The organism is Amycolatopsis acididurans, assembly GCF_012328925.1.
GTDB classification, from domain to species: Bacteria; Actinomycetota; Actinomycetes; order Mycobacteriales; family Pseudonocardiaceae; genus Amycolatopsis_E; species Amycolatopsis_E acididurans.
Genome location: NZ_JAAXLS010000004.1, coordinates 340,957 through 364,467, shown reverse-complemented (window position 1 = coordinate 364,467; position 23,511 = coordinate 340,957). Strand labels below are relative to the sequence as shown.

Sequence of the window (23,511 nt, the reverse complement as noted above, 5' to 3'; positions counted from 1 at the left end):
CCACCGACGCCGTGTTGACGATGACGCCGCGCTCCTCCCCCACCGGCTCGGTCTTCGAGATCCGCTCCGCGGCCAGCCGGATCACGTTGAACGTCCCGATCAGGTTCACATTGATGATCTTGGTGAAATCCGGCAGCGGAAACGCACCCTGCTTGCCCACCGTCTTGATCGCATTACCGATACCCGCACAGTTCACCGCCACCCGCAGCGAACCCAGCTCCGCGACCACATCCAGCGCCGCGCTCACCTCGTCCTCACTGGTCACATCCGCCGGAGCGAACGCGACGCCGTCGCCGAGTTCCTTCGCCACAGACGCACCGTCCGACGACGGCAGGTCGACGATCACGACCTTCGCGCCCTTGGCGTGCAGCTCACGCACCGTGGCCTGACCCAGGCCCGACGCACCTCCGGTCACCAGCGCGACCGCGCCCGCGATGTCCACTTCAGACTCCTTTTCAGTCCAGCACACCGGCCAGCCGGCCGGCAATGAGTTCACGCGCTTCGCGCACGATCCGGCCGATCAGCTCCGCCACGGTCGGGATGTCGTGGATGATGCCCTGCACCAGGCCCGCGGTCCAGACACCCAGATCCAGATCCCCGGTCTCGAACACCTTCCGGCCGCGGGCACCCGCCACCAGCTCGCGCACGTCCTCGAACTTACCGCCCTTGTCCAAAATAGACACGACCTCGCCGCTCACGGCGTTGCGTGCCACCCGCGCGGTGTTGCGCAACGGCCGGAAGATCAGGTCGGTGTCCCGCTCCGTGGCCTCGACCAGACGGCGTTTGACCGCGTCGTGCACCGGCGCCTCCACGGTGGCCAGGAACCGCGTGCCCATGTTGATCCCGTCCGCGCCCAGAGCCAGGGCGGCGACCAGGCCGCGGGCGTCCCCGAAGCCACCCGAGGCCACCATCGGGATCGTGATCTTCTCCGCCGCCGCGGGAATCAGGACCAGGCCGGGAATGTCGTCCTCGCCCGGATGCCCCGCGCACTCGAACCCGTCGATCGAGATCCCGTCGACACCGAGTTCCTGCGCCTTGACCGCGTGCCGCACGCTGGTGCACTTGTGCAGCACCTTCACCCCGCCCGCACGAAACGCCGGCAGGTGCTCGGCCGGGTTGAACCCCGCCGTCTCCACCACCGGCACCCCGGAATCGACGATCACGTCCCGGTACTCCGCATACGGCGGCGGGTTGATCGAGGGCAGGATCGTCAGGTTCACCCCGAACGGCTTGTCGGTCATCTCCCGGCACCGCGCGATCTCCTTCGCGAGATCCTCCGGGGTCGGCTGGGTCAGAGCCGTGATGAAACCGAGCCCACCCGCGTTCGCGACCGCGGCCACGAGTTCGGCGCGCCCGACCCACTGCATCCCGCCTTGCACGATCGGGTGATCCACCCCGAACACGTCACAAAACCGCGTGTGCACCATTGCTGACCTCTCGTATCCGGCAGTTGTGGTCAGGCTACTGAGCGACCATCGACCGCATAAGTGATTCGCATCTCCCGTGGCATCGCCTTGACTCCAGGCACTTACTTAGCGATCGTTAAACGGAACCGTGGAGGAGGACTGCCATGCCCAGTGCCGTCATTGTCGACGCGATCCGTACCCCGTCCGGGAAGGGCAAGCCCGGTGGGCAGCTGTCGGAGGTGCATCCGGCCGATCTGCTCAGCCGCGTGCTGCGGGCCCTGGTCGAGCGGACCGGGCTGGATCCGGCGCTGGTGGATGATGTGATCGGCGGGTGTGTGGGCCAGGCGGGCGAGCAGGCGCTCAACATCACCCGCAACGCGGTGCTGGGTGCGGGTTTTCCGGAGGCGGTGCCGGCGACGACGATCGACCGGCAGTGCGGGTCGAGTCAGCAGGCGGCGCATTTCGCGGCGCAGGGCGTGCTGGCCGGTGCCTATGACGTCGTGATCGCGTGCGGGGTCGAGTCGATGAGCCGGGTGCCGATGGGCACGCCGAGCATGGGCAAGAACGCCGCCGGCCCGGCCGTCGCGGCGCGCTACCCGGAGGGCCTGGTCAACCAGGGTGTGTCGGCGGAGCTGATCGCGGCCCGGTGGAAGTTCGGCCGTGCGGAGCTGGACGAGTTCTCGGCCCGCTCGCACGCGCTGGCCGCGGCCACGGCGGCCGCGGGTGGCTTCGACTCCGAGGTTCTGCCGGTCACGATCGACGGCACGACGGTAGTCACGGACGAAACGGTGCGTGCCGCCACGACCGCCGAGAAACTCGCGGGTCTCAAACCCTCGTTCTACGACGAGCGTCTCGCGCAGCGGTTCCCCGAGATCGACTGGCGGATCACGCCGGGTAACTCCTCGCCGCTGACCGATGGGGCGTCGGCGGTGCTGATCATGAGCGAGGACAAGGCCAACGCGCTGGGCCTGCGCCCGCGGGCCCGGTTCCACAGCTTCGCCGTCACCGGCAGCGACCCGCTGCTGATGCTGACCGGTGTCGTTCCCGCGACGCAGAAACTGCTCGCCCGCGCCGGGGTGTCCATTGAGGACGTCGACGCCTACGAGGTCAACGAGGCGTTCGCACCGGTTCCGCTGGTGTGGCAGCGTGAACTGGGCGCCGACCCCGAGCGCCTCAACCCGCGCGGTGGTGCGATCGCGCTGGGCCACCCGCTCGGTGCGTCGGGCACCCGGCTGCTCACGACGCTGGTCAACCACCTCGAGGCCACCGGCGGCCGCTACGGCCTGCAGACCATGTGCGAGGGCGGCGGCATGGCCAACGCGACCCTGATCGAACGTCTCTAGGAGCCCCGGGATGGAACGCAACCTGTTCACCGCCGATCACGACGCCTACCGCGAGGTGGTGCGCGAGTTCGTGGCGCGCGAGGTGCAACCCCACCTGCGGCGCTGGGACATCGAACGCAGCATCGACCGCCAGACCTGGCTCGCCGCGGGCAAGCAGGGCATCATCGGGCTGAGCATCCCCGAGTCCCACGGCGGTGGCGATCAGCCGGACTACCGGTACCAGGTCGTGGTGATCGAGGAGTTCGCCAAGGTCGGCGCAGCCTCGCTGATCTCCAGTTTCTCCTTGCAGGACAACATCATCGTGCCCTACGTCAAGGACCTGGGCACCGAGGAGCAGAAACGCCGCTGGCTGCCCGGCATGGCCTCGGGCGAGCTGATCGGCGCGATCGCGATGACCGAACCCGGCGCGGGCAGTGACCTGCAAGGGGTGCGCACCACCGCCGAACGCGACGGCGAGGAATGGGTGATCAACGGGCAGAAGACGTTCATCACCAGCGGCATCAACGCCGACTTCGTCATCGTCGTCGCCCGCACCGACCCCGACGCGGGATCACGCGGGTTCAGCCTGATCGTCGTCGAGACCGGCACCCCCGGTTTCACCCGCGGCCGCAAGCTCGACAAGATCGGCCTGCACGCCCAGGACACCGCCGAGTTGTTCTTCGACAACGTCCGTGTCCCGGCGTCGAACCTTCTCGGGAACGAGGGCCGCGGATTCGTGCACCTGATGGAACGTCTTCCGCTGGAACGGCTGTCCATCGCCACGGTCGGGCTCGCCTGCGCCGAGGCGGTGTTCGCCGAAACCCGTCGCTACTGCTTCGAGCGCAACGCCTTCGGGCGTCCGATCGGCGACTTCCAGAACACCCGTTTCCAGCTCGCCGAGATGGCCACCGAACTGGACGTGACCCGCGCCTACCACGACCGGGCCGTCCTCGCGCTCAACGAGGGCAAGCTCAGCGCCGTCGATGCCGCCAAGGCGAAATGGTGGGCCACCGAACTGCAGAAGCGCGTCATCGACCGTTGCGTGCAACTGCACGGCGGCTACGGCTACATGCTCGAATACCCCGTCGCCAAGGCCTACATCGACGCCCGCATCCAGACCATCTACGGCGGCACGACCGAGATCATGAAGGAGATCATCGGCCGCGACCTCGCCCGCGCGGAGAACTGACGTGGCGGGCCCGCTCACCGGGCTGCGCGTGGTCGAACTGGCCGGCATCGGCCCTGGCCCGCACGCGGCGATGCTCCTGGCCGACCTGGGCGCCGACGTCGTGCGGGTGGAACGTCCCGGCAGCAAGGATCGCGACGCCTTGCTGCGCGGGCGCCGCTCGGTCTTCGCCGACCTCAAAACCGCCGAGGGCCGCGACCGGGTGCTCGGCCTCGCCGGGGCCGCCGACGTGCTCATCGAGGGCTACCGGCCGGGTGTCGCGGAACGGCTCGGTGTCGGGCCGCAGGCCTGTCACGCCGTCAACCCCAGGCTGATCTACGGCCGCATGACGGGCTGGGGCCAGGAGGGGCCGCTGGCGCAGCGCGCGGGCCATGACATCAACTACATCAGCCTCACCGGAAGCCTGCACGCCATCGGGCGCGCGGGTGAGCGGCCCGTACCGCCGCTGAACCTGGTGGGCGATTTCGGTGGCGGGTCGATGTTCCTGCTCGCCGGGGTGCTGGCCGCGCTGTGGGAACGCGAACGCTCCGGCCAGGGCCAGGTCGTCGACGCCGCCATGGTCGACGGGGCGAGTGTGCTGACCCAGATGATGTGGGCGTTCCGGGGACAGGGCAGCTGGTCCGACGAGCGCGGCGTCAACCTGCTCGACGGCGGCGCGCCCTTCTACGACACCTACGCATGCTCCGACGGCCGCTACGTCGCGGTCGGTGCGATCGAACCGCAGTTCTACGCCCGGCTGCTCGACGGCCTCGGGCTCGACGCGGCCGATCTGCCCGCGCAGCTGGACACCGAGGGCTGGCCCACGGTCCGCGCCCGCTTCACCGAGGTGTTCGGCGCGCATCCGCGTGACCACTGGGAAAAGGTGTTCGCGGGCACCGACGCGTGCGTGACCCCGGTACTCACGTTCGCCGAGGCCGCCCAGCATCCGCAAATGGCGGCCCGGGGCACGCTCACCGAACTCGACGGCGTGACCCAACCCGCTCCCCCGCCCCGGTTCTCCCGTACCGTGCCCGCGGTTCCGGCCGCCCCGCCCGAACCCGGCGCGCACACCGATCTCGTGCCATCCGAGTGGAAAGAAACACACTGATGTCCACCGTCACCACGCGCCGCGCGGACAACGCCCTGCGCATCACGTTCGACCGGCCCGATTCGCTCAACGCGTTCACCGGCGAGATGCTCAACGAGGTCAGTGACCTCATCGAGGCGCACGGCCAGGACGGCGACGTCCGGGTCATCGTGCTCACCGGTGCGGGGCGGGCCTTCAGCTCCGGCGCCGATATCGGCGAAGTCAACCCCGGCGAGGCGGTCGGCTACGAGACGCTCGACAACGCCAACCGGCTCATCCGTGCGATCCGGCAGGTGCCCAAACCGGTGGTGGCAGCCGTCAACGGGCCCGCCGCCGGGGTCGGGTGCTCGATCGCGCTGGCCGCGGACCTCACCGTGGCCGCCAAATCGGCCTACTTCCTGCTCGCCTTCGCCGGCATCGGGCTGATGCCCGACGGCGGGTCGACCGCGCTCGTGCCCGCCGCGGTCGGCCGCGCCCGCGCCGTGCGCATGGCGATGCTGGGCGAACGCATCGGCGCCAGCACCGCCGAAGACTGGGGCATGATCACCCAGGCCGTCCCCGACCAGGAGTTCCAGACCACAGTGGACGGTCTCGTCACCAAGCTCGCCAACGGCCCCACCGCCTCCTACGCCCAGACGAAACGCGCCTTCAACGCCACCGCCCTCGCACAACTGGAAACCGCGCTCGCCATCGAACGCGAAGGCCAGGTCGCACTGTTCGGTACCGCCGACTTCGCCGAAGGCACCGCCGCCTTCCAGGAGAAGCGGCGCCCCCGCTTCCAAGGCAAGTGATCGCCATGACAACGACCCGGACGGCACTCGTGACCGGCGCGTCGCGGGGCATCGGCCTGGAGATCGCGCGCAGGCTGGCCGATGAGGGCTACGCGCTGACTTTGGCCGCCCGACGCGAGCCCGGCCTCCTCGACGCGGCGGCGGCATTGCGCGAAGCGGGCGCGGAGGCGCATCCCGTGGTCGCCAACCTCGGGCGTGAGCAGGACGTCGATCGCCTGGCGGCCGAGCACACGGAGCGGTTCGGCGCGCTGGATCTTCTTGTGCTCAACGGTGGCGTCGGCGCGGAAGGCACGGTGGCCGAGTTGCCGTTGAAGACCTACGACCTGGTCCTCAACGTCAATCTGCGCGCCCAGTTCCAGCTGATCCAGCAGACCCTGCCGCTGCTGCGGAAATCGGCCGCGGCGACCCCGGCACGCGGCGCCAAGGTCGTGGCGCTGTCCTCCATCACGGGTGTCGCGGGCGAGGCCGGCTTGTCCGCCTACGGAGCGAGCAAGGCGGGCCTGATCTCGCTGTGCGAAACCCTCACGCTCGAAGAGTCGGCCAGCGGCGTCACCGCGACCGCACTGTGCCCCGGCTACGTGGACACGGACATGACCACCTTCAAACGCGACAGCCTCGGCCGGGACGCCATGCTCACCACCCGAGACGTCGCCGAACTGGTGCTGTCCGTTTCGCGGCTGTCCGCGCACGCCGTGGTGCCCAGCATCGTGCTGACCCGCGCGGGCGAACAGATCTGGCGGGCGTGAAGGCGCCGGCAACGCACCCCTTCACGCCCGGCCCGTCACTGAACTTCGGCCGGCTGAAGGACACCCGATTCGACCAGCGCGCCGATCTCGGTCGCACTCATACCGAGCACGGATTCGCAGATCTGCCGCGTGTGCCGGCCGGCGACCGGGGCTTGCCGCAGGCTCGGATCGGGGATCGCCGAGAACCGCACGACCCGCGCCGCGGCGGGCAGCGGCCGGGGCAGCAGATCGTGTTCGAGGACGGTGTAGGCCTGCCGGGCCTCGAGCTGCGGATCGGTGAGAAGTTCGGGAAGGCGGCGCATCGCACCCGCCGCAACACCGGCTTCCTGCAGCGCCGTCATCGCCTCGAGCGGCGACCGCTCCCGCAGCCACGCCTCCAGTGCCTGGTCGCCGGTCACCTTCTCCAGCCGAGCCCGGTCTTCGTCGTCGCGTATCGACACGACGCACCACTCGTCGTCTCCCGCGCAGGCGTACACCGGTGATCCGGCGGCGCGTCCGGCGACCAGTTGTGCCCCGAGCTGCACGAGCGCGACGTCCGCCTGCGCGACCTCCACCGCCGTCCCGCGGCCAGAGCCCGTGCGCTGGATGAGGGCGGCGAGCACCGCGACCGCGGCGACCTGCGCCGCGACGTGGTCGGGAAAGACGGTCGAGCCGTCGCACAGCAGGTCCTCCTCGCCCGGGTAGCGCCACAGCGCGGACACCCCGCACGACGCGCGCACCAGCGGCCCGTACCCGAGGCGCGTGCGCCACGGGCCGTTGCCGCCGAACGCGCTGCTGTCCGACACGACGATCCTCGGATTGATCTTCGCGAGGTCCGCGTAGGACAGTCCCATCGACTCGAGCGTGCCGGGTTTGAAGTTGGCCAGCACGACATCGGCCTGCGCGACGAGCCTGCGGAAGATCTCCTTGCCCTCGGCCTGGCGGAGATCGAGGCCGAGGCTGCGCTTGTTGCGGTGCCCCCAGGCCACCGAGGCGGCCAGGGCCGAGCCGCGCTTGGACTGCCGGAGCCCGTCCGGGAAATGCTTGTTCTCGATCTTGATGACGTCGGCGCCGTAGTCGGCGAACTGCCTGCTCAGCTCCGCGCCGAACACGATCACGCCGAGGTCCAGGACCCGCAGTCCCTCGAACGGCGAGCCGCCGTCGGTGCCGGTATCGGCCACAATGGACGGACGCGGCCCGACGACGGCGTCGTGCTCGCCGACGCGTGGCGCACGCGTCCGGAATCCCGCCCGTTCGCCATCGATCCTGGTGTAGCCGGACGGTATCCGCGCGCGCACGCCCGGGCTGATCTCGGCGTCGGTCAGCGCTCCCGAAGCCAGGAAATGTTCGGCCGTCAGAACCTCGGGCAGGTCGAGCACACCGCCGACCGGCACTCCCCTGGCCGCGCCTTCGGCCACCAGTTCGTCCCTGGTCTTCGTGGCGAACAGCCGTGCGATCAGCGGGTGCAGCCGGTTCGCCGCGGCGAACCTCGCGGGAATGGTGTCGTACTTCGGATCCGCGAACTCCTCGGGCTCGCCGAGCCACTCGAACATGCCCCGCCACTGCCGTTTGGCCAGCAGGCAGATGCGGACCTGACCGTCGAGACACCGGAAGACCGGATAAAAGCCGGCCGCGTCGGGCCGCCCGCGCGGAAAGTCCTCCGAGCGTCCCGCCGCGGCCGACCCTTGCGTACCGAACGCCGGGTCGAAGCCGTGCACCAGCACCTCGAAGGCGGACACGTCGACGGTCTCGCCGCGACCGGTGCGCAACCGCTGGTAGTAGGCCAGCAGCGCCGCCCACGCGGCGTGTACACCCACCGTCTCCTCGGCCAGGCCCGCGGGCGGCAGCAGGGGTTGCGCTCCCGGCGCGCCCGAGCGCGAAAGTACCCCGCTCAGCGCGTACAGCACGTCCTCCGTGGCGGCCCAGTCGCGGTAAGGCCCGGTCTGCCCGAACGGGCTGACCGACACCCACACCAGCGCCGGGTTGAGCGCCGTCAGTTCGCCGGAGTCGAGCCGCCATCCCGATTGGACGACGATATCGGCGCCCGCGGCGAGATCACGAAGACGCTCGCGATCGCCCCCGTCGTCGAGGTTCAGCGTGATGCCCAGCTTGTTCGCGTTGCGCAACGCGAACGGGACGCTGACCCCGTCGAGCACCGGTTCGGCGTGGCGCGAGCGGGAGCCGCCGGGCACTTCCGCGCGAACGACTTCGGCACCCAGGTCGGCCAGGTAACGCCCGGACGATTCGCCGAGCCCGTCGGTCAGGTCCAGTACCCGGATACCGGCCAGCGGCAGTGACATGAACAGGCCTCCGAACTCTCCTCGAATCGTGGAATCAGTTCGTAAGCCTAATGACTTTAGATTTATTTCTCAACGTTCGATTGTCATCAGGCGATCCGGACGCGTTTCCCGGCGGCGTGCGCGCACGCCGTGCACGCGGTGAAGCCCTCGGCACGCGCTTCCGTCTCGGTGATCTCCTCGAAGTCTTCGCCGCGCAGCAGCTCACAGTCCAGGGTGTGGTAGCGCCGGCGGCCGGGAATCGTGGCCACGACGACGTCGCCGCTGTCGTGCACGATCTCGACGTTGAGGGTCTCTTCCGGCTCCTCGGCGGCTGGCTCGTCCTCTTCGGACTCGGTCTGCTCCGTTTCGCCGGTCTCACCGGACTCGACCGCCGGTTCGGCGGCCTTGCGCCGCCGGAGCACTTTGTCGACGAAATAGATCGCCACGCCGATGAGGCTGGCGGCGACGGCACCGTACCCGTACCACGGATCGGTGAACACGATGCACAACGCGAGAAGCGCGGCGGAAACGCAGGCGAACAGTGAAATCAACATAGCTGCATCAACGACCTTGTTGTTGTCGCGGACAAGTCGGTGGTGGCTCGGGCCGGTTTTCATAGGAACGGCATCACCGCCGTTACCAGCAGGACGGCCGCCACCACGTGGCAGGCGAGCGTGCCCCGCCGCAAGACCGCCACCCGCGCGGTGATGGCGGGATCACCGTCACCGAGTTCGGCCGCCACGGCCGGCAACAGGCGGCGCCGGCCCCATTGGCCGATCCCGGCCAGTATCAGCGCGACGATGATCAGCATGACCGTCATGGCACCGTCGTCCCCGTGAGCACGTTCGGGTCGGCGGGCTGGTACTGATCGGCATACCGGATCTTCGCGTTCCGCAGTTGCCCCGTCAGCCATGCGTTCCAGGCGTCGTTCTTGTGCGCGTTGGTGACGTTGGTCTTGATCTGCGCGTCGGGAAGCTGCGCCGGCTGTGTCACGTCGACGATCTGCCCGACGTTCCAGCCGTAGGCGTCCTGGACCGGGCCGAAGACCCCGCCCGCCGCCGTCGCGAAGGCCTGCTTGCCATAGCCGGCGTCGAGTTGCGTGACGGCGACGCTGCCGAGGTCACCACCGTTCGACTTCGTGCTCCCGTCTTCGGAGAACTGCTGGGCGAGGGCGGTGAAATCCTGGCCGGACCTGGCCTGTTGCAGAATCTGCTGTGCCTGTTCCTGCGTGCTCACCACGATGTTGCGGATGTGGCGTTTCTCCGGCGAGAAGGCGGTGGCCGCGCGGGAAGCGATCGCCTGCTGCACGTCCTGATCGGTCGCGGCGGGCACGCCCGCGGTCGTCTTGTCGTACAGCCGCGAGGTTTCCAACTGGAGCTTGACCTCGTTGAGCACATCCTGTTCGGAGGCACCCTTCGCCGACAGCGCGTTGAGGAAGGCCTGGCGCCCCTGCGGAAAACCCTGCTGGATCAACTGGTCGAGGGCGGCGCTCGCGTCCTTGTCGGCGACCGTGATGCCCTGCGCCTTGGCCGCGTCGTCGATGACCAGCGTCAGCGCCTGCGATTTCGCCGCCAGGCGGTCGAAGGTGTCCAGCGCCTGACCTCCTTGCGGTGGCTGGACACTGTAGAGCGCGGTCAGCACGCTCACGCGGTGCTGGAGTTCCTGTGTCGACACCACGGTGCCGTTGACTTCCAGCGCGGCACCGGCGGGCAGCCCGAACACGGCCCGCACCACGAGCACCGCGACCGCCGCGAGTCCCAGCGCCGCGGTCAGGATCACGGCCACGAGCCGGCGCCATCGTCGCCGGGGAACGAACCAGCCGGTATCACCGGAACGCACCGACCGCGCGATTCCCGTTGCCCAGCCTCGTGTTGCGCCAATCGCCACACTCATGCGTGCACCTCGACTTTCACCGGTACCTTCTCCGGTTCGACAACGCTTTCCCCTCGTGTGCCGGGCTCCGGCCGCCACGACCAGATCACCACGATCGCCGCGAGCATGGACAGCAGCACGCTCGCCGCGAGCGTCGCGCCGAACTCGCGGAGAACCGACAAGCCCGACGCGGTCAGCGCCAGGTATCCCGCGCAGGCACAGGCACACGCGATGGCGACCGAGCGCCGCACCTGCGGCCGCCCGCGCCGGTAGCTGTCCGCCAGCAGCACCGTGTACTCGCATCCGGTCGCCGCGATCAGCGAGCCCAGTGCGACATCGAGCGGCGTGAACGACCACCCGAGCAGCCACATCGTCGCCAGCATCCAGCCCGACGACATCGCCGCGGCCAGCAGCGCCCGCACCGCGTCCCGCCGGTTGCGCAGGCCGAGCAACAGCACGGCCCCGGCCGCGAGAATGCCGCCCACGTTGGCCAGCAACCGGCCGTCGGAGATCAGCGTGTAACCACGGGCCGCGGCGACCGGCAAGCCGGTGAGTTCCGCGCTGACACCGGGCGGCGCCGGGGGCAGGCTCTGGGTGATCTGCCGGATGAGATCGCGCTGCTGCCCGAGATCCTGCAGTTTGATGCCGAAGAGCATCGTCGCCATCCGGCCGTCCGGCGAGACGACCGCGGAGCTGATGTAGCTCGGCACGATCTGCAACGCCGCGACGATCTGCCGGCCGTCGGGTGTGTCACCGAGGAAGGACAGCAGGCCGGGCGGCGTGACGATGGCGGAGACCTGGCCGCCGAACTTGGCGAGGATCTCGTCCTCGGCCTTCTTCTCCCACTGGAAAGCCTCGGGCGTGAGCAGGTTGTTCCCCTTGACCGTCACGCTGATGTCGCCGGAATAGCCCACGACGCTCTGGGTGTACTGGGCGTCGGTCATCGACGGCACCCCCGCGGCCAGTGTCTCCGGGTCGGCGGCGACTCCCACCGAGGGCAGCTGGGACCAGCCGAACCCGGCCATCGCCACGAGAACACCGAGAACCACCAAGCGGGCCCATCGCGGCGCGGAACCGAGCGCTCCCCGCGTGGAGCGCACGCGTGCGGGAGCCGCCACAGCTTCGGCCGGCCGCCCGCTCAGCCGGAGAACGGCCATCGTGATCCCGACGGTGAGCGCGATACCGACCGCCAGCGCGATGCCGAGCTCGCGCACGAACGGCAGCGGCGAGACGACCATCGCGAGGAAACCGGCGGCACTGGCCGCGGCGGCCACGATGACCCGCCGCCGTGCGGTGGAACGGAACAGGTAGAGCGGGAAGTCGCTGCCGATGCCCAGCAGGATCGGCAGGAACGCCACCACGCCAAGGGATACGGGGTGATCGAGCCAGCCGAACGCGGCCAGTGTCATCGCCGTGCCCGCCAGTGCCACCACCAGCGGAAGCACGCGCCGCCACCGCGGTCGCGACCGTTGCGACGCGACCAGCAGCACCCCGATGGCGGCGACCGCGATCCCACCGATGATCGGCAGCTCGTGCTGCACCTCCTCGGCGAGCCCGGAGATCACCGCCGGAACCCCGCTGACCGTGACACGCTGCGTCGCCAGCCCGCTGTGCGCCACGTCCGCGCGGACCGAGGCCACGAGCTGCGAGGTCTGCGCGCTGGTGATCCCGGCGGCGGGCCGGACGAGGATCGCCACCGTCGACGAATTGGGCACCAGAGGTGTCCAGGCCTGTTGCGGGTCGCCGTTCCTGTCGAAGACCACCGCCTTGACGAAGTTCGGGTTGTGCAGGGTCGGCAGCCCCGCCGGCATGCCCTGGACGAGCAGCTTGCCGTAGCGCTCGTCGAACGAGCGCACGGCGGCCTGCCCCGCGGCCGCGGCCTGCGCGGGCGACTGACCCTTCTGCCGCGCCTCCTGCTCGGCGGCGGCCTGCACGCCGTCACGCGCCCCGGCGATCCGGGAGAGCACGTTGCCCGCGGAGATGGCGACCTGGTTGAGCACGGTGCCTGGCCCGTACACGCTTTGCACGCCAGGCGATTGCGACAGCTTGCCTTCCAGTTGCAGCAGCCGCGGCAGTTGCTCCTGATCGGTCAGCAGCGCTTGCGGTGATCGCGACTGCAGCGTCACCACGATGGGGTCGCCGCCGAACCCGCGCGCCACCGATTCCAGCGACCGCATCGTCAGGTCGCTGGCGGGCAGGAACGAGTCGGTGCCGGTGTCGATCCGGAACTGCAGCAGCCCGGCCACGGTCGCGCCGCCGAGTGCGAGCAGCAGCAGCACGGCCGCCGCTCGGCGCGGCGGGACACGGCGCAGGCTGCGCGCGATGTGGCCGGGTGCCCGGCGCGCACCCACGGCCGACCGCCTCAGCAAGGCGATCGTGGACCGGGGTGCGCGCCGTATGAACCGAATCATTGCCCGTTACGCTCCAGGTGTGGTGCGGGGCCGGCGAACGGCTGCGGGTTGGCTGCCGAGCCCGCCCCCGGGTAGGGGTTGGTCTGCATCAGCGGTGCGATCGGCAGCAGTTTCGAGGTGTTGACCGGGTAGCCCTTCAGGCTCTGCTCGTTGAAGAACGGCATCAGGCGCAGGTAGTTGTCGCCGTTTTCGTCCTTGTAGCTGAAGGCGGCGCCGAAGTTCGCGAAGAACGCCCCGATGTCGCGCCCGAACGGGCTCATGTACGACAGCATCGGGTCGATGTCCCGCAGCTCGAACTGCGCCTTGGGCAGCAGGTCGTCGAGATCGTTGCCGACCGCCGGCACCCGGCCCAGCGTCGCGGGCGACTCGTCGAGTGTCCCGTTCAACGCCGGCAGCAGCCCACGAAGATCACTGGTCGTCTGCGGCAGTTCCACCAGCGCCTGGTTCAGCCCCGGTGCCGCGGCGTGCAGGCCCGACGCGACGGGAGACAGTGAACCCGAGAGCTGGCTGAGCTTCTTCGTGGCCGCGTCCGCGCTGGTGAGCACTCCCGGGAACTGGCGAACGGTGTCCGCGATGGCCGCGCTCTGCCCCGAGGTCGCCGCGGTGACCTGCTGGGCGTCGTGGACGACGTCGGCGATCTGGCCCCGGCCGGTGTCCAGCGCGTTCAGCAGCGTCGACGCCTGGGCGGCGAGCTGCTGGAGTTGCCGGGACTGCCCGGCGAGGGCGTCCACCGCGGTGTAGCCCTGGCCGCCCAGCGTGCCGAACGCGGACATCAGCTGCGAGACGCTCTGGCTGGTGCCATCCGCCGACGAACCCAGACCGCGGATCAGCGAGCCGAGCTGCGCCCGCGTGTTGCCGTCGAGGCTGCTCAGCAGCGCCCGCACGTCCACGGTCGGCCTGACCGCGCTCGCGGGAAGCGCCGTACCGGCGGGCACCACGGGCCCCTTGCCGTCCTGAACCTCCACATAGGACGGACCTTCGAGCGAGCGGATGCCCACCCGCACGGTCACCCCCTCGTGCAGCGGAGCGGCGTCGGGGTTCATGCCGATGACGACGTGCGCGCCACCGGCCTTGGGATCGATCTCCTGGACCCGGCCCGCCACCACGCCCGCGATCTGCACCTCGCTCATCTGCACGAGGTTGAGCACGTCGGGGTCCTCGAAGGACACCTGGTACGACGGGGTGGAGGTCACGCCGGGGATCGAGCCGCCGCCGCTGGTCCACATCCAGCCGAACAGCAGCGCGCAGACTCCGACGAAGGCCAGGACGACGAGCAGCCGGAACGTGCCCAGCTTGGCCAGCGGCCGTCGCAAGACGCTCATTTCTGTCCTCCGTTCGGCGCGCCGATACCCGTCGGGTTCGAGGGGTCGATCGCGAGGTGCCCGCGTGCCAGGGCGGCGTTCGCGTCGTAGTTCGACAGCAGCGAGGCGTCGTTGTAGAAGAACGCGGCCAGGTCGTTCATCCAGGGGACCGCCTTGCCGGTGACGTCACCGAGCCGTGCCGTGATCGGCTTGAGGTCGGTCAGCGAGCTGTTCAGGTCACCGACGATCGGGCGCAGCCCGCTCACCACGGGCCGGGCCTGGTCGATCACCGGGCCGGCCAGGCGCACCGTCTGTCCCAGCTGGTCGGCCGTCGAGCCGAACTGCTTCAGCGCGGGCGGCAGGGCGGTGGCGGCGTTGTGCAGATCGGTCAGCGTCGGGTTCAGCTGACCTGTCAGCGCGCCCACGCCCTGCATCGCACCGTTGAGCTGATCGGTGAACCCGGGCAGATCGCCGAGCGTCGCGCTCAGGTCGGAGTTGCGATCGGACAACGCGCCGAGTGTCTGCTGCAGGCCGTCGACCAAGCTCGTCAACCTGGTGTCGTCGTCGCCGACCGCCGCCGAGATCTGCGACAGGTCGGTCACCAGCGAGGCGATCCGCTCGCGGCGGGTCGCCAGCGCGTCGAACACCGGCCGGAAGTCGGTGGCGTTCTGGTTGAGCACCCGCAGGTCGGCGGGCAGGTCCGCGGGCGCGTCGGCCAGTGCCGTGTTGGACGCGTCCAGCAGGTAGCTCAGTGCCGAGCGCGTGTTCGTGTCCAGCTTGTCCAGCACCTCATAGGACTGCACCGGACGTTTCGTCTGCGTGACCGGGAGAACGCCGTGCTCGGACAGCTCGTCCGCGGGAGGCCCGCCCGGGTTCAGCTCGACGTACATCTCGTTGATCGGGTTCTTGGTGTCCAGCACGAGCTGCGCGTTGCGGTAGACCTTGACGCCGGGATCGAGCGACATCGTCAGCTCGGCGGTCCCGTTCGCGGCGGGCTTGGCACCGACGATCGTGCCGACCGGCACGCCCGCGATCTGGACCTCCTGGTGATTGTCCGGCGTGACGCCGTGGGCGTCGGCGAAATACGCCGAGAACTCGAACCGCTGCTGCCACGGGGCGTGCACCCCGTAGTGGGACAGCATGTAGACCGCGGACGAGATCCCCAGCGCCACCACCACGAGCAACGCGGTGAGGTCACGTCCCAGTCCAGGAACAGTGCGCACGCGGTCCCAGGTGCGCCGCAGTAACAACCCCATCATTGTCCTCCGGACGGCTTGCCAAGGTTCTGGAGCAGCTGTGGCACCAGCGGCAGCTGGCCCACGAGCGGGGTCTTCCCGGTCTCGATACCGCTGGTGCCCGTGCCGAGCGCGAAGTTGATCGTGTAGCCGTTCTTGGAGAAGATCTTCGCGACGTTGTCGAAACCGGCGAACGTGTAGGCGATCTCCTGGTAGAACTTCTGGTCGGCCTGATCGCCGCCGCCATCGCCCTCGTACGGGCCGGTGCCGTGCCACGTGTTGAGCAGGGCGGACATGATCGGCCCGTTGACCCGGTCCAGCACCGGGCCGCGGACGTCGTCGAGCACGCCGGTCGCGGTCTTGCTCGCCGGCACCAGCTGCTCGACCAGCGGCTGCGCGTCGTCCAGCAGCGGCACGAGGTCGTGCACCACCGGCCGGGCCTGCGCCACCACCGGGCTGAGCTTCTTCAGCGCGGGCGTGAGCTCCCCAGCCGCGGGGATGAACGCCGGTGCGGTCGCGGTCAGCTCGTCCAGTGTCTGGCCGAGCTGCTGCATCCCGGTACGGGTCGAGACGAGAGTCTGCGGCAGCGTCGAGATGGCCGACGCGAGCGGCTTGCTACCGCCGGCGAGCGCACGGGTCGTCGTGTCGAGGTCGCGCATGATGCCGTCCAGCTGACCGTCGTTCTTGGACAGTGCGCCCGCTAGCGAGTCCACATTGGTCACCATGGACTGCAGATCCGTGTACGGGCGGGTGCCCTGGACGGCATCGAGCACCTGACCGCCGTTCTGCATCACATCGGGCGCCTTCTGCGCGAAGGTGTCCAGCTCGGCCCCCGCGCCGTTGCGCAGGCTCTGGTCGAGGTTCTTGACCGTGCTCTGCAGACCGGTCAGCGCGGACGGCGGCAGCGCCTCCAGTACCCGGTCCAGTTCGACCGGGGTGCTCGTGCGCTCGACGGGGATCGTGGTGGCCGCGTCGTAGGTGCCGGAATGGCCGCCCTGGCTGAGGCTGACGCTGTAGATCCCGCCGAGCACCGTGGTCGGCTCGATGGCCGCGCGCGGCTGCGAACCCAGCTTTTCCAGCGTTCCCGAGTCCACCTTCATGGTGACCACGACCGGCCCGCTCTGGGTGGGCGTCACGTCGGTGACCACACCGACGTCGAGGCCGTCGAGCTTGACCTTGCTCTCGTTGGGGTAAAGCTGGTCGTTGGCGCTGAACGCCGCCTTGATCGTGTCACCGGACTTCAGCCACGTCTGGACCTCCGGCTTGACCGCAAGGCCCAGCAGCGCCAGCGCGACGACGGCGACCACGATCGTCCACAGTAGAACGTTTCGCCTGCCCCGGAAGATTCCGGTTCCCGGCAGGGCCTTCGGGCTCATCGTCCGCCTCCAATCAGGCCGAGCGGCATGCTCGCGCCGCTCTTGTCCTGGCGCGCCTGTCCGGGGGCCGGATACGGGTCGCGGGTCAGTGTCGGCGCCACCTCGGCCAGTTCGGACTCCGGATAGGGCAGCACGACCGCGATCCGCAGCATGTGGTCGTCACCGACGTGGTTGGACAGCAGCGATTTGGACGCGAAGAACTGCTGGATGTCGTTCGTGAACGGCGCCAGGGTCGTCAGCAGCGGGCGAGCGCTGGCCAGCCCTTCGGCCAGATCGGGCACGACCGGCCGCGCGTCCGCGAAAGTGGTGGTCAGCGCGTCCACCGCGGGTTGCGCCTGGCCCGCCACGCCCGGCACCTTGTTCAGCGGGGTGACCGCCTCGCGCAGGAAGCCACGCAGGTCGTCCGCGGAGGCGCCGAGTGCGATCCCGCCCGGCCGCAGCGTGGTCATCGCCGCGCTCGCGTCGTTCAGCGGCTGGTTGAGGTGATCGAACGCGGACTGCGCGTCGAGGAGGGTCTGCGGCAGCTGGTGCAGCGTCTGCGTCAGCGGTTTGGCCTGGTCCACGTCGATCGCGTCGAAGGTGTCCCTCGCCTGGTTGATCAGCGACGTGATCTCGTCCTGCTGGCCCTGGAAACGTCCGGCCAGCCGGTCGGCGCTGGCCAGCAGGGCGGGCAGGTTCGCCTGCGGGGAGGCGAGCGTTCCCGCCACCTCCTGCGCGTCCGGGACCAGTTTCGGCGCCACGTGCAGCAGTGCGTTGAGGTCGCCGCCGTGCCCGGCCGTGCCGAGCCCGAGCTGCTGGACCGCGGTCTGCAATCCGGTACGCGTCGGCGGGTCGAACACGTCGAAGACCTGGTCGAGCGAGACCGAGTTGTTCGTGTGCTCCTGCGGAATCGGCCGATCGCCGAGCGGGCCCGCCCCGGCCTTGCCGGGGTCGAGTTCGACGAACTTCACGGCGAGCGCCGACTGGTCCCACACCGAAGCCTGGGCATCGCCGTACACCGGCACCTTGCCGTCGAGTTGCATCGTGACCAGCGCGCGGCCGTTGTCGACCTTGATCGCCGAGATCTGGCCGACGCGCACGCTGTTCTCCCGCACCTCGTCGTTGACCTGCAGCGTGCCGACGTCGCCGAACACCGCCTGCACGTAGGTGTGGTCACTGCCCGGGAGGCCACCGGTCGAGTTCGCGAGCGTGGAGTAGTAGACGATCCCGCCGGCCACGACGACGGCCGCGATCCCGACGAGGAACCGTCGCGCAATGCGCGGGTGAACGCGGGCGGCCGCCATCACAGACCACCCAACAGTTGGCCCAGCATCGAAGTCTCCTGCTTGTCGGTGAGGCCGGTGACGCCTCCGTTCGGTCCGCCGCCACCCAGCAGCGGCAACGGCGACCCCGCCTGGCCGCTACCGGGTGCCGGTTGTGGCGGCGCCGCGGCGGGTGCCGCGGCGGGCAGGGCGCCCTGCACGGCGCCGAGCAGCGCCTGCGGGGTCACCACGGCGACACCGCGGAAGTAGTTGCTGATCCCGTCGCGGCCGTTGGTGGACATGGCCCACCACTTCACGAAGGTCATGATGTCGTCGATGTTGTTGACGGCCATTTCGCCGACCGGCCGCAGATTGTGCGCGTCGGCCGCGAGGTCCGCACCGGCCGGACCCAGCTGGTCGACCAGCGGCCGGGCCTGGTCCAGCATGCTCTGCGCTTTCTGCAGGACCGGGTTGAGCGTGGCCAGTGCCGGGTTCGCGGCCTTGGAGAAGTCCTCCAGCTCGTGCGCGATCGCCGTCAGGTTGTCGGTGATCGGGCGAACGGCCTGCAGCGTCGGGGTGGCCGAGCCGGACAGCTTCTGCACCGCGGCGAACGTGCTTTCCGCTTTGAGCAAGGTGGCCGGCAGCGCCGACAGCGACTGCTCGACCGAGGCCCGGTTCGACGCCACCGCCGACAGCACCTGCTGCGTCGAGCCGACCAGCTGGTCCAGTGACTTGCCCTGGTCGGCGTTCAACGCGGCGGCCACCGGATGCACCTTGTCGATGAGGTCGTTGAGCATGCCGTTCTGGTCGCGCAGCACCTTGCCGAGCTGGTCGACTTGGGTGAGCGCCGGTCCCAGCGACTTGAGGGTCTCGGCGACGTTCTGCCCGTTGCCCTGCATTCCGTCGCCCATCGCGGTGACCAGTGCCGCCAGCGCGGTGGACGTCGGGTCGTTCAGCGTGTTGAACACCTGCTGCAGCGACACGCTCCGGCTCGTCCGCGACACCGGAATGGTCACCGGCGAGCCGACGTAGGGCGCGGCGTCGGTGCCGGTCTTCAGCTCGATGTACTGCTCTCCCAGCAGGTTCACCGGCTGGATGCTCAGGCTGGCGTCGTCGTGCAGCGGCAGGACCGACTTGTCGACCTGCATCGTGACGCGCGCCTGGCCGTTCTGCAACGTCACCGACTCGACCTTGCCGACCTGCACGCCGGCGGCACGCACCGTGTCGCCCGCGATGATCGGGTTGGCGTCGGCGAACAGGCCGTAGACCGTTGCCTCGTCGGAACCGCGGGTCGCCACGACGGTGCCCGCGACGGCCGCGGCCACGACCAGCACCACGCCCGCGAGCAGCAGCTTGTTACGTCGCTTCGTCATCGCATTCCACTCCCGTTGGCATCGGTCCACGGCTGGCCGGCCACGTAACCGGGCTGAGGATGGTCGTTCTTGCCGACGAACGGGATCGGCACACCCGGGTTGTTGTCCAGGCTCAGGCCCGAGCTGTTGATGAGCGCGTCGATGTAGTGCCCCTGCGAGTCGTACGGGCTGAACGCCGAACCCCATTCGGTGAGCCAGCCCATGAGGTCGGGAATGTAGGGGCGGAGGAAGGCCACGGCCGGTGAGGCGCTCTGCAAGGCTTTCGACACACCAGGAACGGCGGCGTGCGCACTGTCGAGCAGGCCGGGCGTTTCGGTGAGCAGCGTCTGCGCCGCCACCAGAGTCGGGTCCAGTTTCGCCACCGCGGGCCGCAGATCGGTCAGCAGCGGGCCGAGGTTGTTCGACAGCGCGGGAAGTTCGTCGATCGCGGGTGCCAGCGTGTTCAGCAGCGGAAGCGCCGCGTCGACCGCAGAGGGAACCTTGTCCAAAGTGGACTTCGTGGTCGTCAGTGTCGACGGCAGCTGTTTGAGCGCCTCGCTCAGCTGGCCCTGCTGACCGGCCACGGAGCTGGTGAGCGTGCCGACGTTGCCGACCGTGTTCTTCAGGTTCTGCTGCCTGTCGACAAGCGTGCCCACGACGGAGTTCAGCCTGGTGACCACGTCCTGCAGCGCGGGGCCGTCGGAACCGACGGCCTGCAGTACCTGCGCGAGCGCGCCGATGGCGGGCCCGGCGTTCTTCAGCATCGCGTTCATGTCGGGCTCGTGCCCGTTCACGGTGTTCTGCAACTGGGAGACCAGCGAGTCGAGAGACTGGCGTGTCTCCGGCGTGAACGCCGCCAGCACCTGGTCGAGCTCGACCCGGTCGATGCTCGACGTGATGAGGTGGCCGGAAGGCAGCACCGGGTTCGTCTGCGGTCCGGGAACCAGATCCAGATGCCGTGCACCGATCAGGGAGTCCCACGAGATGCGCGCCGTGGTGCCCGCGTGGAACGGCACGTCGTGCCCGGAGAGCGCGACCGTGAGCAGCGCCTTGCCGTCCTTCGTGGCGATGGACGTGATGTCACCGACGGTCACGCCGTCGGCCATGACGTTGCCGCCCTCGTGCACGCCCTCGGCCGAGGGAACCTCGACCTGCAGCTCGTACCGCGACGAGTCCACCAGCCCGGCGGCCCCGAACGCGACCGCGCCTACGACAGCCGTGGCCACGACGGCTATCAGTGCGACTTTCTTCCCACGCATCCGCTCAGTCCATTCCCAGTGGTCCGCTGGAGGAACCGGACAGGAACTGCTGCACGAACGGGTCCGGGCACTCGAACGCCTCTTTGGCGGCGCCGTAGTACACGATCCGACCACGCCACAGCACGGCGACGTAGTCACTGACCTTGCGGGCACTGGCGATGTCGTGCGTGATGACCACATAGGACCCACCGTGGTGCTTGTGGATCTCCAGGATCAGGTCGCACAGCAGGCTGGTGCGCACCGGGTCCAGACCCGAGTCCGGCTCGTCGAACATCACCAGTTCCGGGTTGAGCACGAGCGCACGGGCGAAGCCGGCTCGCTTGCGCATACCGCCGGAGATCTCACCGGGTGCCTTCGAAGCCGCTTGTTCCAGGCCGACTTCGCGCAGCCGCGCGACGACGATGTCGTGGATCTCGTCCTCGGTCTTGTCCGTGTGCTTGCGCAGCGGAAAGGCCACGTTGTCGTAGATGTTCATCGAGCCGAACAGCGCACCGTCCTGGAACAGCACCCCGCACCGCTTACGCAGTTCGTACCGGTCCTTCTGTTTGAGGTCCCAGATGTCCTGCCCGAACACGCTGATGTCGCCCGCGTCCGGTTCGAGCAGCCCCATCACATGCTTGAGCAGAACGCTCTTGCCGGTACCGGAGGGGCCCAGCACCGTGGTGATCGCGTTCTCGGCGAAGCCCACGCTCACCCCGTTCAGCACCTGTGACGCGCCGAACGCCTTGTAGACGTTCTTGAGCTCGACCGAATAGCCGGGCAGGCCCTGGTTCTTCGCGAACTCCACCGTCGCACGGTCCGCCGTGCTCGGCCGCGTGGTACTCATCAAGCCTCCATCTGATTCTCAGTTCGCGATCGGCGCGTTCGGATTGTTGCCGTACAGCAACTGGACGACCGCCATCGCGAGCACACTGATCAGCACCATGTTCACCGCCATCGATTTGGCGGTGGCGTTCCCGACGCCGACCGGGCCACCCGAAGCCGTGTAGCCGAAGAAACAGGACACGAGAATGATCACGATCGTGACCACCATCGCCCACAGCACCGCGTAGACGAAGTCCGTCAGGTTCTGGAAACTCCAGAGGACAGCGAAGAAACCGCCCTCGGAAACCGTTTTGAGGCTGACCACGTTCATCACGTAGGCGCCGGCGAAGGACATCAGGAACCCGACCACGTACAGGAACGGCATCGCGATGATCGAGGCGACCACCCTCGTGCCGACCAGGTACGCGCGGGAGTTGACGCCCATCACCTCCATGGCGTCGACTTCCTCGCCGATGCGCATCGAACCGATCTCGGCGACGATGCCGCAGCCGACCTTCGCCGAGAGGATCCAGCCCCACATGGTCTCCGAGGCACCGCGCGTGGCGAAGATCGCGGGCACGGCGCCCACGTAGCTGGCGGCGCCCATCTGCCGGAACAGGTAGTGCGTCTCGATACCGAGCACCGCTCCCAGCATGAACTCCATGAACCACAGCACGAGCGCGCTCGACAGGATGATCACGCCGGCCTGCGCGAACACCTCCGAGGCATACAGCCGCACGGTAGGCAGATCCTTGATCGTCCCGCCGGCGAACCGCAGCATCTCGGCCGTGCGCCCGAAGAACTGCGCCGCGCCCGACGGCTTGGCACGCGGTGCCACCGGATTCTGCGGCGGCAGTGTGAGCTGCCCTTGCGAGGGCCTGAACGATTCCGTCATCGCGTCGTGTCCACTTTCTACCTCGCAGTACTGGAGATCGCGGGAAAGAGACCGAGCACGATCGCCGAATAGAAGAACTGGAGGATCCAGATCCCGACGAACGAGATCACCACGGCCTGGTTGACCGCGCGACCCACCCCGATGGCGCCACCCTTGGCGTAGAGTCCTTTGTAGGAGCACACGACCGCGATGACGAATCCGGTCAGGATCGCGTCGACGACGAAGGCGATCACCGCGGCCGGCGTCACGTCGTTGAAGACGTTGCTGAAGTACACGCCGATCGGCAGATGGCCCATGTAGTTCGTCGCCGCCGCGGAGTCCACGATGGCGACGGTCACCGAGATGATGGACAGCAGGCCCGTCATGATCGTCGTCGCCACCACGCGGGGCACCACCAGCGAGCGGATCGGATCCACGCCGAGCACCTCGAGCGCGTCGATCTCCTCGCGGATGCGGCGGGCACCGAGGTCGGCGGTGATCGCCGCACCGACCACACCCGCCACCACCATCGCGTTGATCCACGTCGAGAAGTCCCGCATGCTCGTCGTCAGCATGACGGGGCCGTACAGGTAGTTCGCGCCGATCAGGATGAGGAACGTCAGCGACAGGATGCCGACGAACATGCCGAAGCAGAACACCGCGGCGATCATCGGGAGCCAGATCAGTTTCAGGGTGCTGTACAGCTCGTCCCGCACCGCACCCCAGTAGCCGAGCGGATACCGCACGATGCTCCACAGCACGCTGCCCGCGAACTGGACCATCCCACCGACTTCCGCCCCCAGCCCGACCGTTCCGGCGGGAACGGCACCGACCAGACGTGAGGCCCGCGTGGGGCGGACCCGTGGCGGTGGAGGCCGGTGCACGTCCACGACGGTGCTCCCCCCGCGCGCACCGTCCGCGGACTGGTCCTCCGGCACCGGCCATTGCGCCGAATGCCTTGGCACATCACCCATAGCTGTGTCTTTTCCCTTGGAAGCAGCGGTTGACGGA

21 protein-coding genes are annotated in these 23,511 nt (G+C 69.0%); 5 read left to right on the top strand and 16 right to left on the bottom strand.

All coding sequences use genetic code 11. The features are described 5' to 3' along the window. Positions 1-442: SDR family NAD(P)-dependent oxidoreductase (locus HFP15_RS10085; protein ID WP_168513938.1), on the bottom strand; the 442-nt coding region annotated here is incomplete at its 3' end. Between the two features lie 13 nt (positions 443-455). Beyond that, complete coding sequence (locus HFP15_RS10080) at positions 456-1,427, bottom strand: NAD(P)H-dependent flavin oxidoreductase (protein WP_168513936.1); 972 nt, start codon at positions 1,425-1,427, stop codon at positions 456-458. A gap of 143 nt (positions 1,428-1,570) precedes the next feature. Here HFP15_RS10080 and HFP15_RS10075 point away from each other — a divergent pair, with 143 nt between their 5' ends. From HFP15_RS10075 to HFP15_RS10055, 5 genes are read left to right on the top strand one after another with little or no spacing between them, the layout of a single operon-like run. Further along, entirely contained in the window at positions 1,571-2,749 is a 1,179-nt protein-coding gene (locus tag HFP15_RS10075; protein ID WP_168513934.1) for a thiolase family protein, read from the top strand. Between the two features lie 10 nt (positions 2,750-2,759). Beyond that, positions 2,760-3,917 carry an acyl-CoA dehydrogenase family protein gene (locus HFP15_RS10070; RefSeq protein ID WP_168513932.1) on the top strand — a complete coding sequence of 386 codons (1,158 nt, stop codon included), beginning with the start codon at positions 2,760-2,762 and terminating at the stop codon, positions 3,915-3,917. Position 3,918: 1 nt separating this feature from the next. Beyond that, positions 3,919-5,001 carry a CaiB/BaiF CoA transferase family protein gene (locus tag HFP15_RS10065; protein ID WP_168513930.1) on the top strand — a complete coding sequence of 361 codons (1,083 nt, stop codon included), beginning with the start codon at positions 3,919-3,921 and terminating at the stop codon, positions 4,999-5,001. Further along, entirely contained in the window at positions 5,001-5,771 is a 771-nt protein-coding gene (locus tag HFP15_RS10060; RefSeq protein WP_168513928.1) for an enoyl-CoA hydratase, read from the top strand. Before HFP15_RS10065 ends, HFP15_RS10060 begins: the two co-directional genes overlap by 1 nt. Before the next feature lie 5 nt (positions 5,772-5,776). Continuing rightward, entirely contained in the window at positions 5,777-6,517 is a 741-nt protein-coding gene (locus HFP15_RS10055) for an SDR family NAD(P)-dependent oxidoreductase (RefSeq protein ID WP_168513927.1), read from the top strand. A 35-nt stretch (positions 6,518-6,552) separates the two neighbouring features. On the opposite strand, the gene HFP15_RS10050 is transcribed toward HFP15_RS10055, so the two are convergent. The 14 genes from HFP15_RS10050 to HFP15_RS09985 form a co-directional block, all read right to left on the bottom strand. Next, positions 6,553-8,796 (bottom strand): CaiB/BaiF CoA transferase family protein, encoded by a 2,244-nt coding sequence (locus tag HFP15_RS10050; RefSeq protein WP_168513925.1) that lies wholly within the window; start codon positions 8,794-8,796, stop codon positions 6,553-6,555. Between the two features lie 86 nt (positions 8,797-8,882). Beyond that, a complete protein-coding gene (locus HFP15_RS10045; protein WP_168513923.1) occupies positions 8,883-9,329 on the bottom strand; it encodes a hypothetical protein in 447 nt (148 codons plus the stop codon). A 59-nt stretch (positions 9,330-9,388) separates the two neighbouring features. Then, positions 9,389-9,595, bottom strand: a complete 207-nt coding sequence (locus tag HFP15_RS10040; protein WP_168513921.1) for a hypothetical protein — start codon at positions 9,593-9,595, stop codon at positions 9,389-9,391. Then, the gene (locus HFP15_RS10035) at positions 9,592-10,668 is read right to left on the bottom strand and encodes a peptidylprolyl isomerase (protein WP_168513919.1); all 1,077 of its coding nucleotides are present in this window, start codon (positions 10,666-10,668) and stop codon (positions 9,592-9,594) included. The genes HFP15_RS10040 and HFP15_RS10035 overlap by 4 nt, the downstream gene beginning before the upstream one ends. Then, positions 10,665-12,998, bottom strand: a complete 2,334-nt coding sequence (locus tag HFP15_RS43840) for an MMPL family transporter (protein ID WP_168513917.1) — start codon at positions 12,996-12,998, stop codon at positions 10,665-10,667. The genes HFP15_RS10035 and HFP15_RS43840 overlap by 4 nt, the downstream gene beginning before the upstream one ends. A gap of 56 nt (positions 12,999-13,054) precedes the next feature. Further along, positions 13,055-14,380 (bottom strand): MlaD family protein, encoded by a 1,326-nt coding sequence (locus tag HFP15_RS10025; RefSeq protein WP_168513915.1) that lies wholly within the window; start codon positions 14,378-14,380, stop codon positions 13,055-13,057. Beyond that, positions 14,377-15,615, bottom strand: coding sequence for an MlaD family protein (locus HFP15_RS10020; protein ID WP_168513913.1), 1,239 nt, complete (start codon positions 15,613-15,615; stop codon positions 14,377-14,379). Before HFP15_RS10020 ends, HFP15_RS10025 begins: the two co-directional genes overlap by 4 nt. Beyond that, the gene (locus HFP15_RS10015) at positions 15,615-16,970 is read right to left on the bottom strand and encodes an MlaD family protein (RefSeq protein WP_168513910.1); all 1,356 of its coding nucleotides are present in this window, start codon (positions 16,968-16,970) and stop codon (positions 15,615-15,617) included. The genes HFP15_RS10020 and HFP15_RS10015 overlap by 1 nt, the downstream gene beginning before the upstream one ends. After that, on the bottom strand, positions 16,967-18,253 hold the full coding sequence (locus HFP15_RS10010; RefSeq protein WP_168513908.1) for an MlaD family protein: 1,287 nt from the start codon (positions 18,251-18,253) through the stop codon (positions 16,967-16,969). Before HFP15_RS10010 ends, HFP15_RS10015 begins: the two co-directional genes overlap by 4 nt. Next, positions 18,253-19,584: an MlaD family protein gene (locus HFP15_RS10005; protein ID WP_168513906.1), complete on the bottom strand. Its 1,332-nt coding sequence runs from the start codon at positions 19,582-19,584 to the stop codon at positions 18,253-18,255. Before HFP15_RS10005 ends, HFP15_RS10010 begins: the two co-directional genes overlap by 1 nt. After that, positions 19,581-20,822, bottom strand: coding sequence for an MlaD family protein (locus tag HFP15_RS10000; protein WP_168513904.1), 1,242 nt, complete (start codon positions 20,820-20,822; stop codon positions 19,581-19,583). The genes HFP15_RS10005 and HFP15_RS10000 overlap by 4 nt, the downstream gene beginning before the upstream one ends. A 4-nt stretch (positions 20,823-20,826) precedes the next feature. Then, positions 20,827-21,648 (bottom strand): ABC transporter ATP-binding protein, encoded by an 822-nt coding sequence (locus HFP15_RS09995; RefSeq protein ID WP_168513902.1) that lies wholly within the window; start codon positions 21,646-21,648, stop codon positions 20,827-20,829. Positions 21,649-21,666: 18 nt separating this feature from the next. Continuing rightward, complete coding sequence (locus tag HFP15_RS09990; protein ID WP_168513900.1) at positions 21,667-22,521, bottom strand: ABC transporter permease; 855 nt, start codon at positions 22,519-22,521, stop codon at positions 21,667-21,669. Between the two features lie 17 nt (positions 22,522-22,538). Further along, a complete protein-coding gene (locus tag HFP15_RS09985; RefSeq protein ID WP_246271550.1) occupies positions 22,539-23,474 on the bottom strand; it encodes an MlaE family ABC transporter permease in 936 nt (311 codons plus the stop codon). Between the last annotated feature and the right edge of the window lie 37 nt (positions 23,475-23,511).

Bases quoted from the DNA above. Each gene is read 5' to 3' on its own strand.
- HFP15_RS10060 (WP_168513928.1), top strand. From the start codon at position 5,001: ATGTCCACCGTCACCACGCGCCGCGCGGACAACGCCCTGCGCATCACG.
- HFP15_RS10010 (WP_168513908.1), bottom strand. From the start codon at position 18,253: ATGGCGGCCGCCCGCGTTCACCCGCGCATTGCGCGACGGTTCCTCGTC.
- HFP15_RS10075 (WP_168513934.1), top strand. From the start codon at position 1,571: ATGCCCAGTGCCGTCATTGTCGACGCGATCCGTACCCCGTCCGGGAAG.
- HFP15_RS10035 (WP_168513919.1), bottom strand. From the start codon at position 10,668: ATGAGTGTGGCGATTGGCGCAACACGAGGCTGGGCAACGGGAATCGCG.
- HFP15_RS09995 (WP_168513902.1), bottom strand. From the start codon at position 21,648: ATGAGTACCACGCGGCCGAGCACGGCGGACCGTGCGACGGTGGAGTTC.
- HFP15_RS10080 (WP_168513936.1), bottom strand. From the start codon at position 1,427: ATGGTGCACACGCGGTTTTGTGACGTGTTCGGGGTGGATCACCCGATC.
- HFP15_RS10025 (WP_168513915.1), bottom strand. From the start codon at position 14,380: ATGAGCGTCTTGCGACGGCCGCTGGCCAAGCTGGGCACGTTCCGGCTG.
- HFP15_RS10055 (WP_168513927.1), top strand. From the start codon at position 5,777: ATGACAACGACCCGGACGGCACTCGTGACCGGCGCGTCGCGGGGCATC.
- HFP15_RS10070 (WP_168513932.1), top strand. From the start codon at position 2,760: ATGGAACGCAACCTGTTCACCGCCGATCACGACGCCTACCGCGAGGTG.
- HFP15_RS10050 (WP_168513925.1), bottom strand. From the start codon at position 8,796: ATGTCACTGCCGCTGGCCGGTATCCGGGTACTGGACCTGACCGACGGG.
- HFP15_RS09990 (WP_168513900.1), bottom strand. From the start codon at position 22,521: ATGACGGAATCGTTCAGGCCCTCGCAAGGGCAGCTCACACTGCCGCCG.
- HFP15_RS10045 (WP_168513923.1), bottom strand. From the start codon at position 9,329: ATGTTGATTTCACTGTTCGCCTGCGTTTCCGCCGCGCTTCTCGCGTTG.
- HFP15_RS10005 (WP_168513906.1), bottom strand. From the start codon at position 19,584: ATGACGAAGCGACGTAACAAGCTGCTGCTCGCGGGCGTGGTGCTGGTC.
- HFP15_RS10020 (WP_168513913.1), bottom strand. From the start codon at position 15,615: ATGGGGTTGTTACTGCGGCGCACCTGGGACCGCGTGCGCACTGTTCCT.
- HFP15_RS10000 (WP_168513904.1), bottom strand. From the start codon at position 20,822: ATGCGTGGGAAGAAAGTCGCACTGATAGCCGTCGTGGCCACGGCTGTC.
- HFP15_RS10040 (WP_168513921.1), bottom strand. From the start codon at position 9,595: ATGACGGTCATGCTGATCATCGTCGCGCTGATACTGGCCGGGATCGGC.
- HFP15_RS09985 (WP_246271550.1), bottom strand. From the start codon at position 23,474: ATGGGTGATGTGCCAAGGCATTCGGCGCAATGGCCGGTGCCGGAGGAC.
- HFP15_RS10015 (WP_168513910.1), bottom strand. From the start codon at position 16,970: ATGAGCCCGAAGGCCCTGCCGGGAACCGGAATCTTCCGGGGCAGGCGA.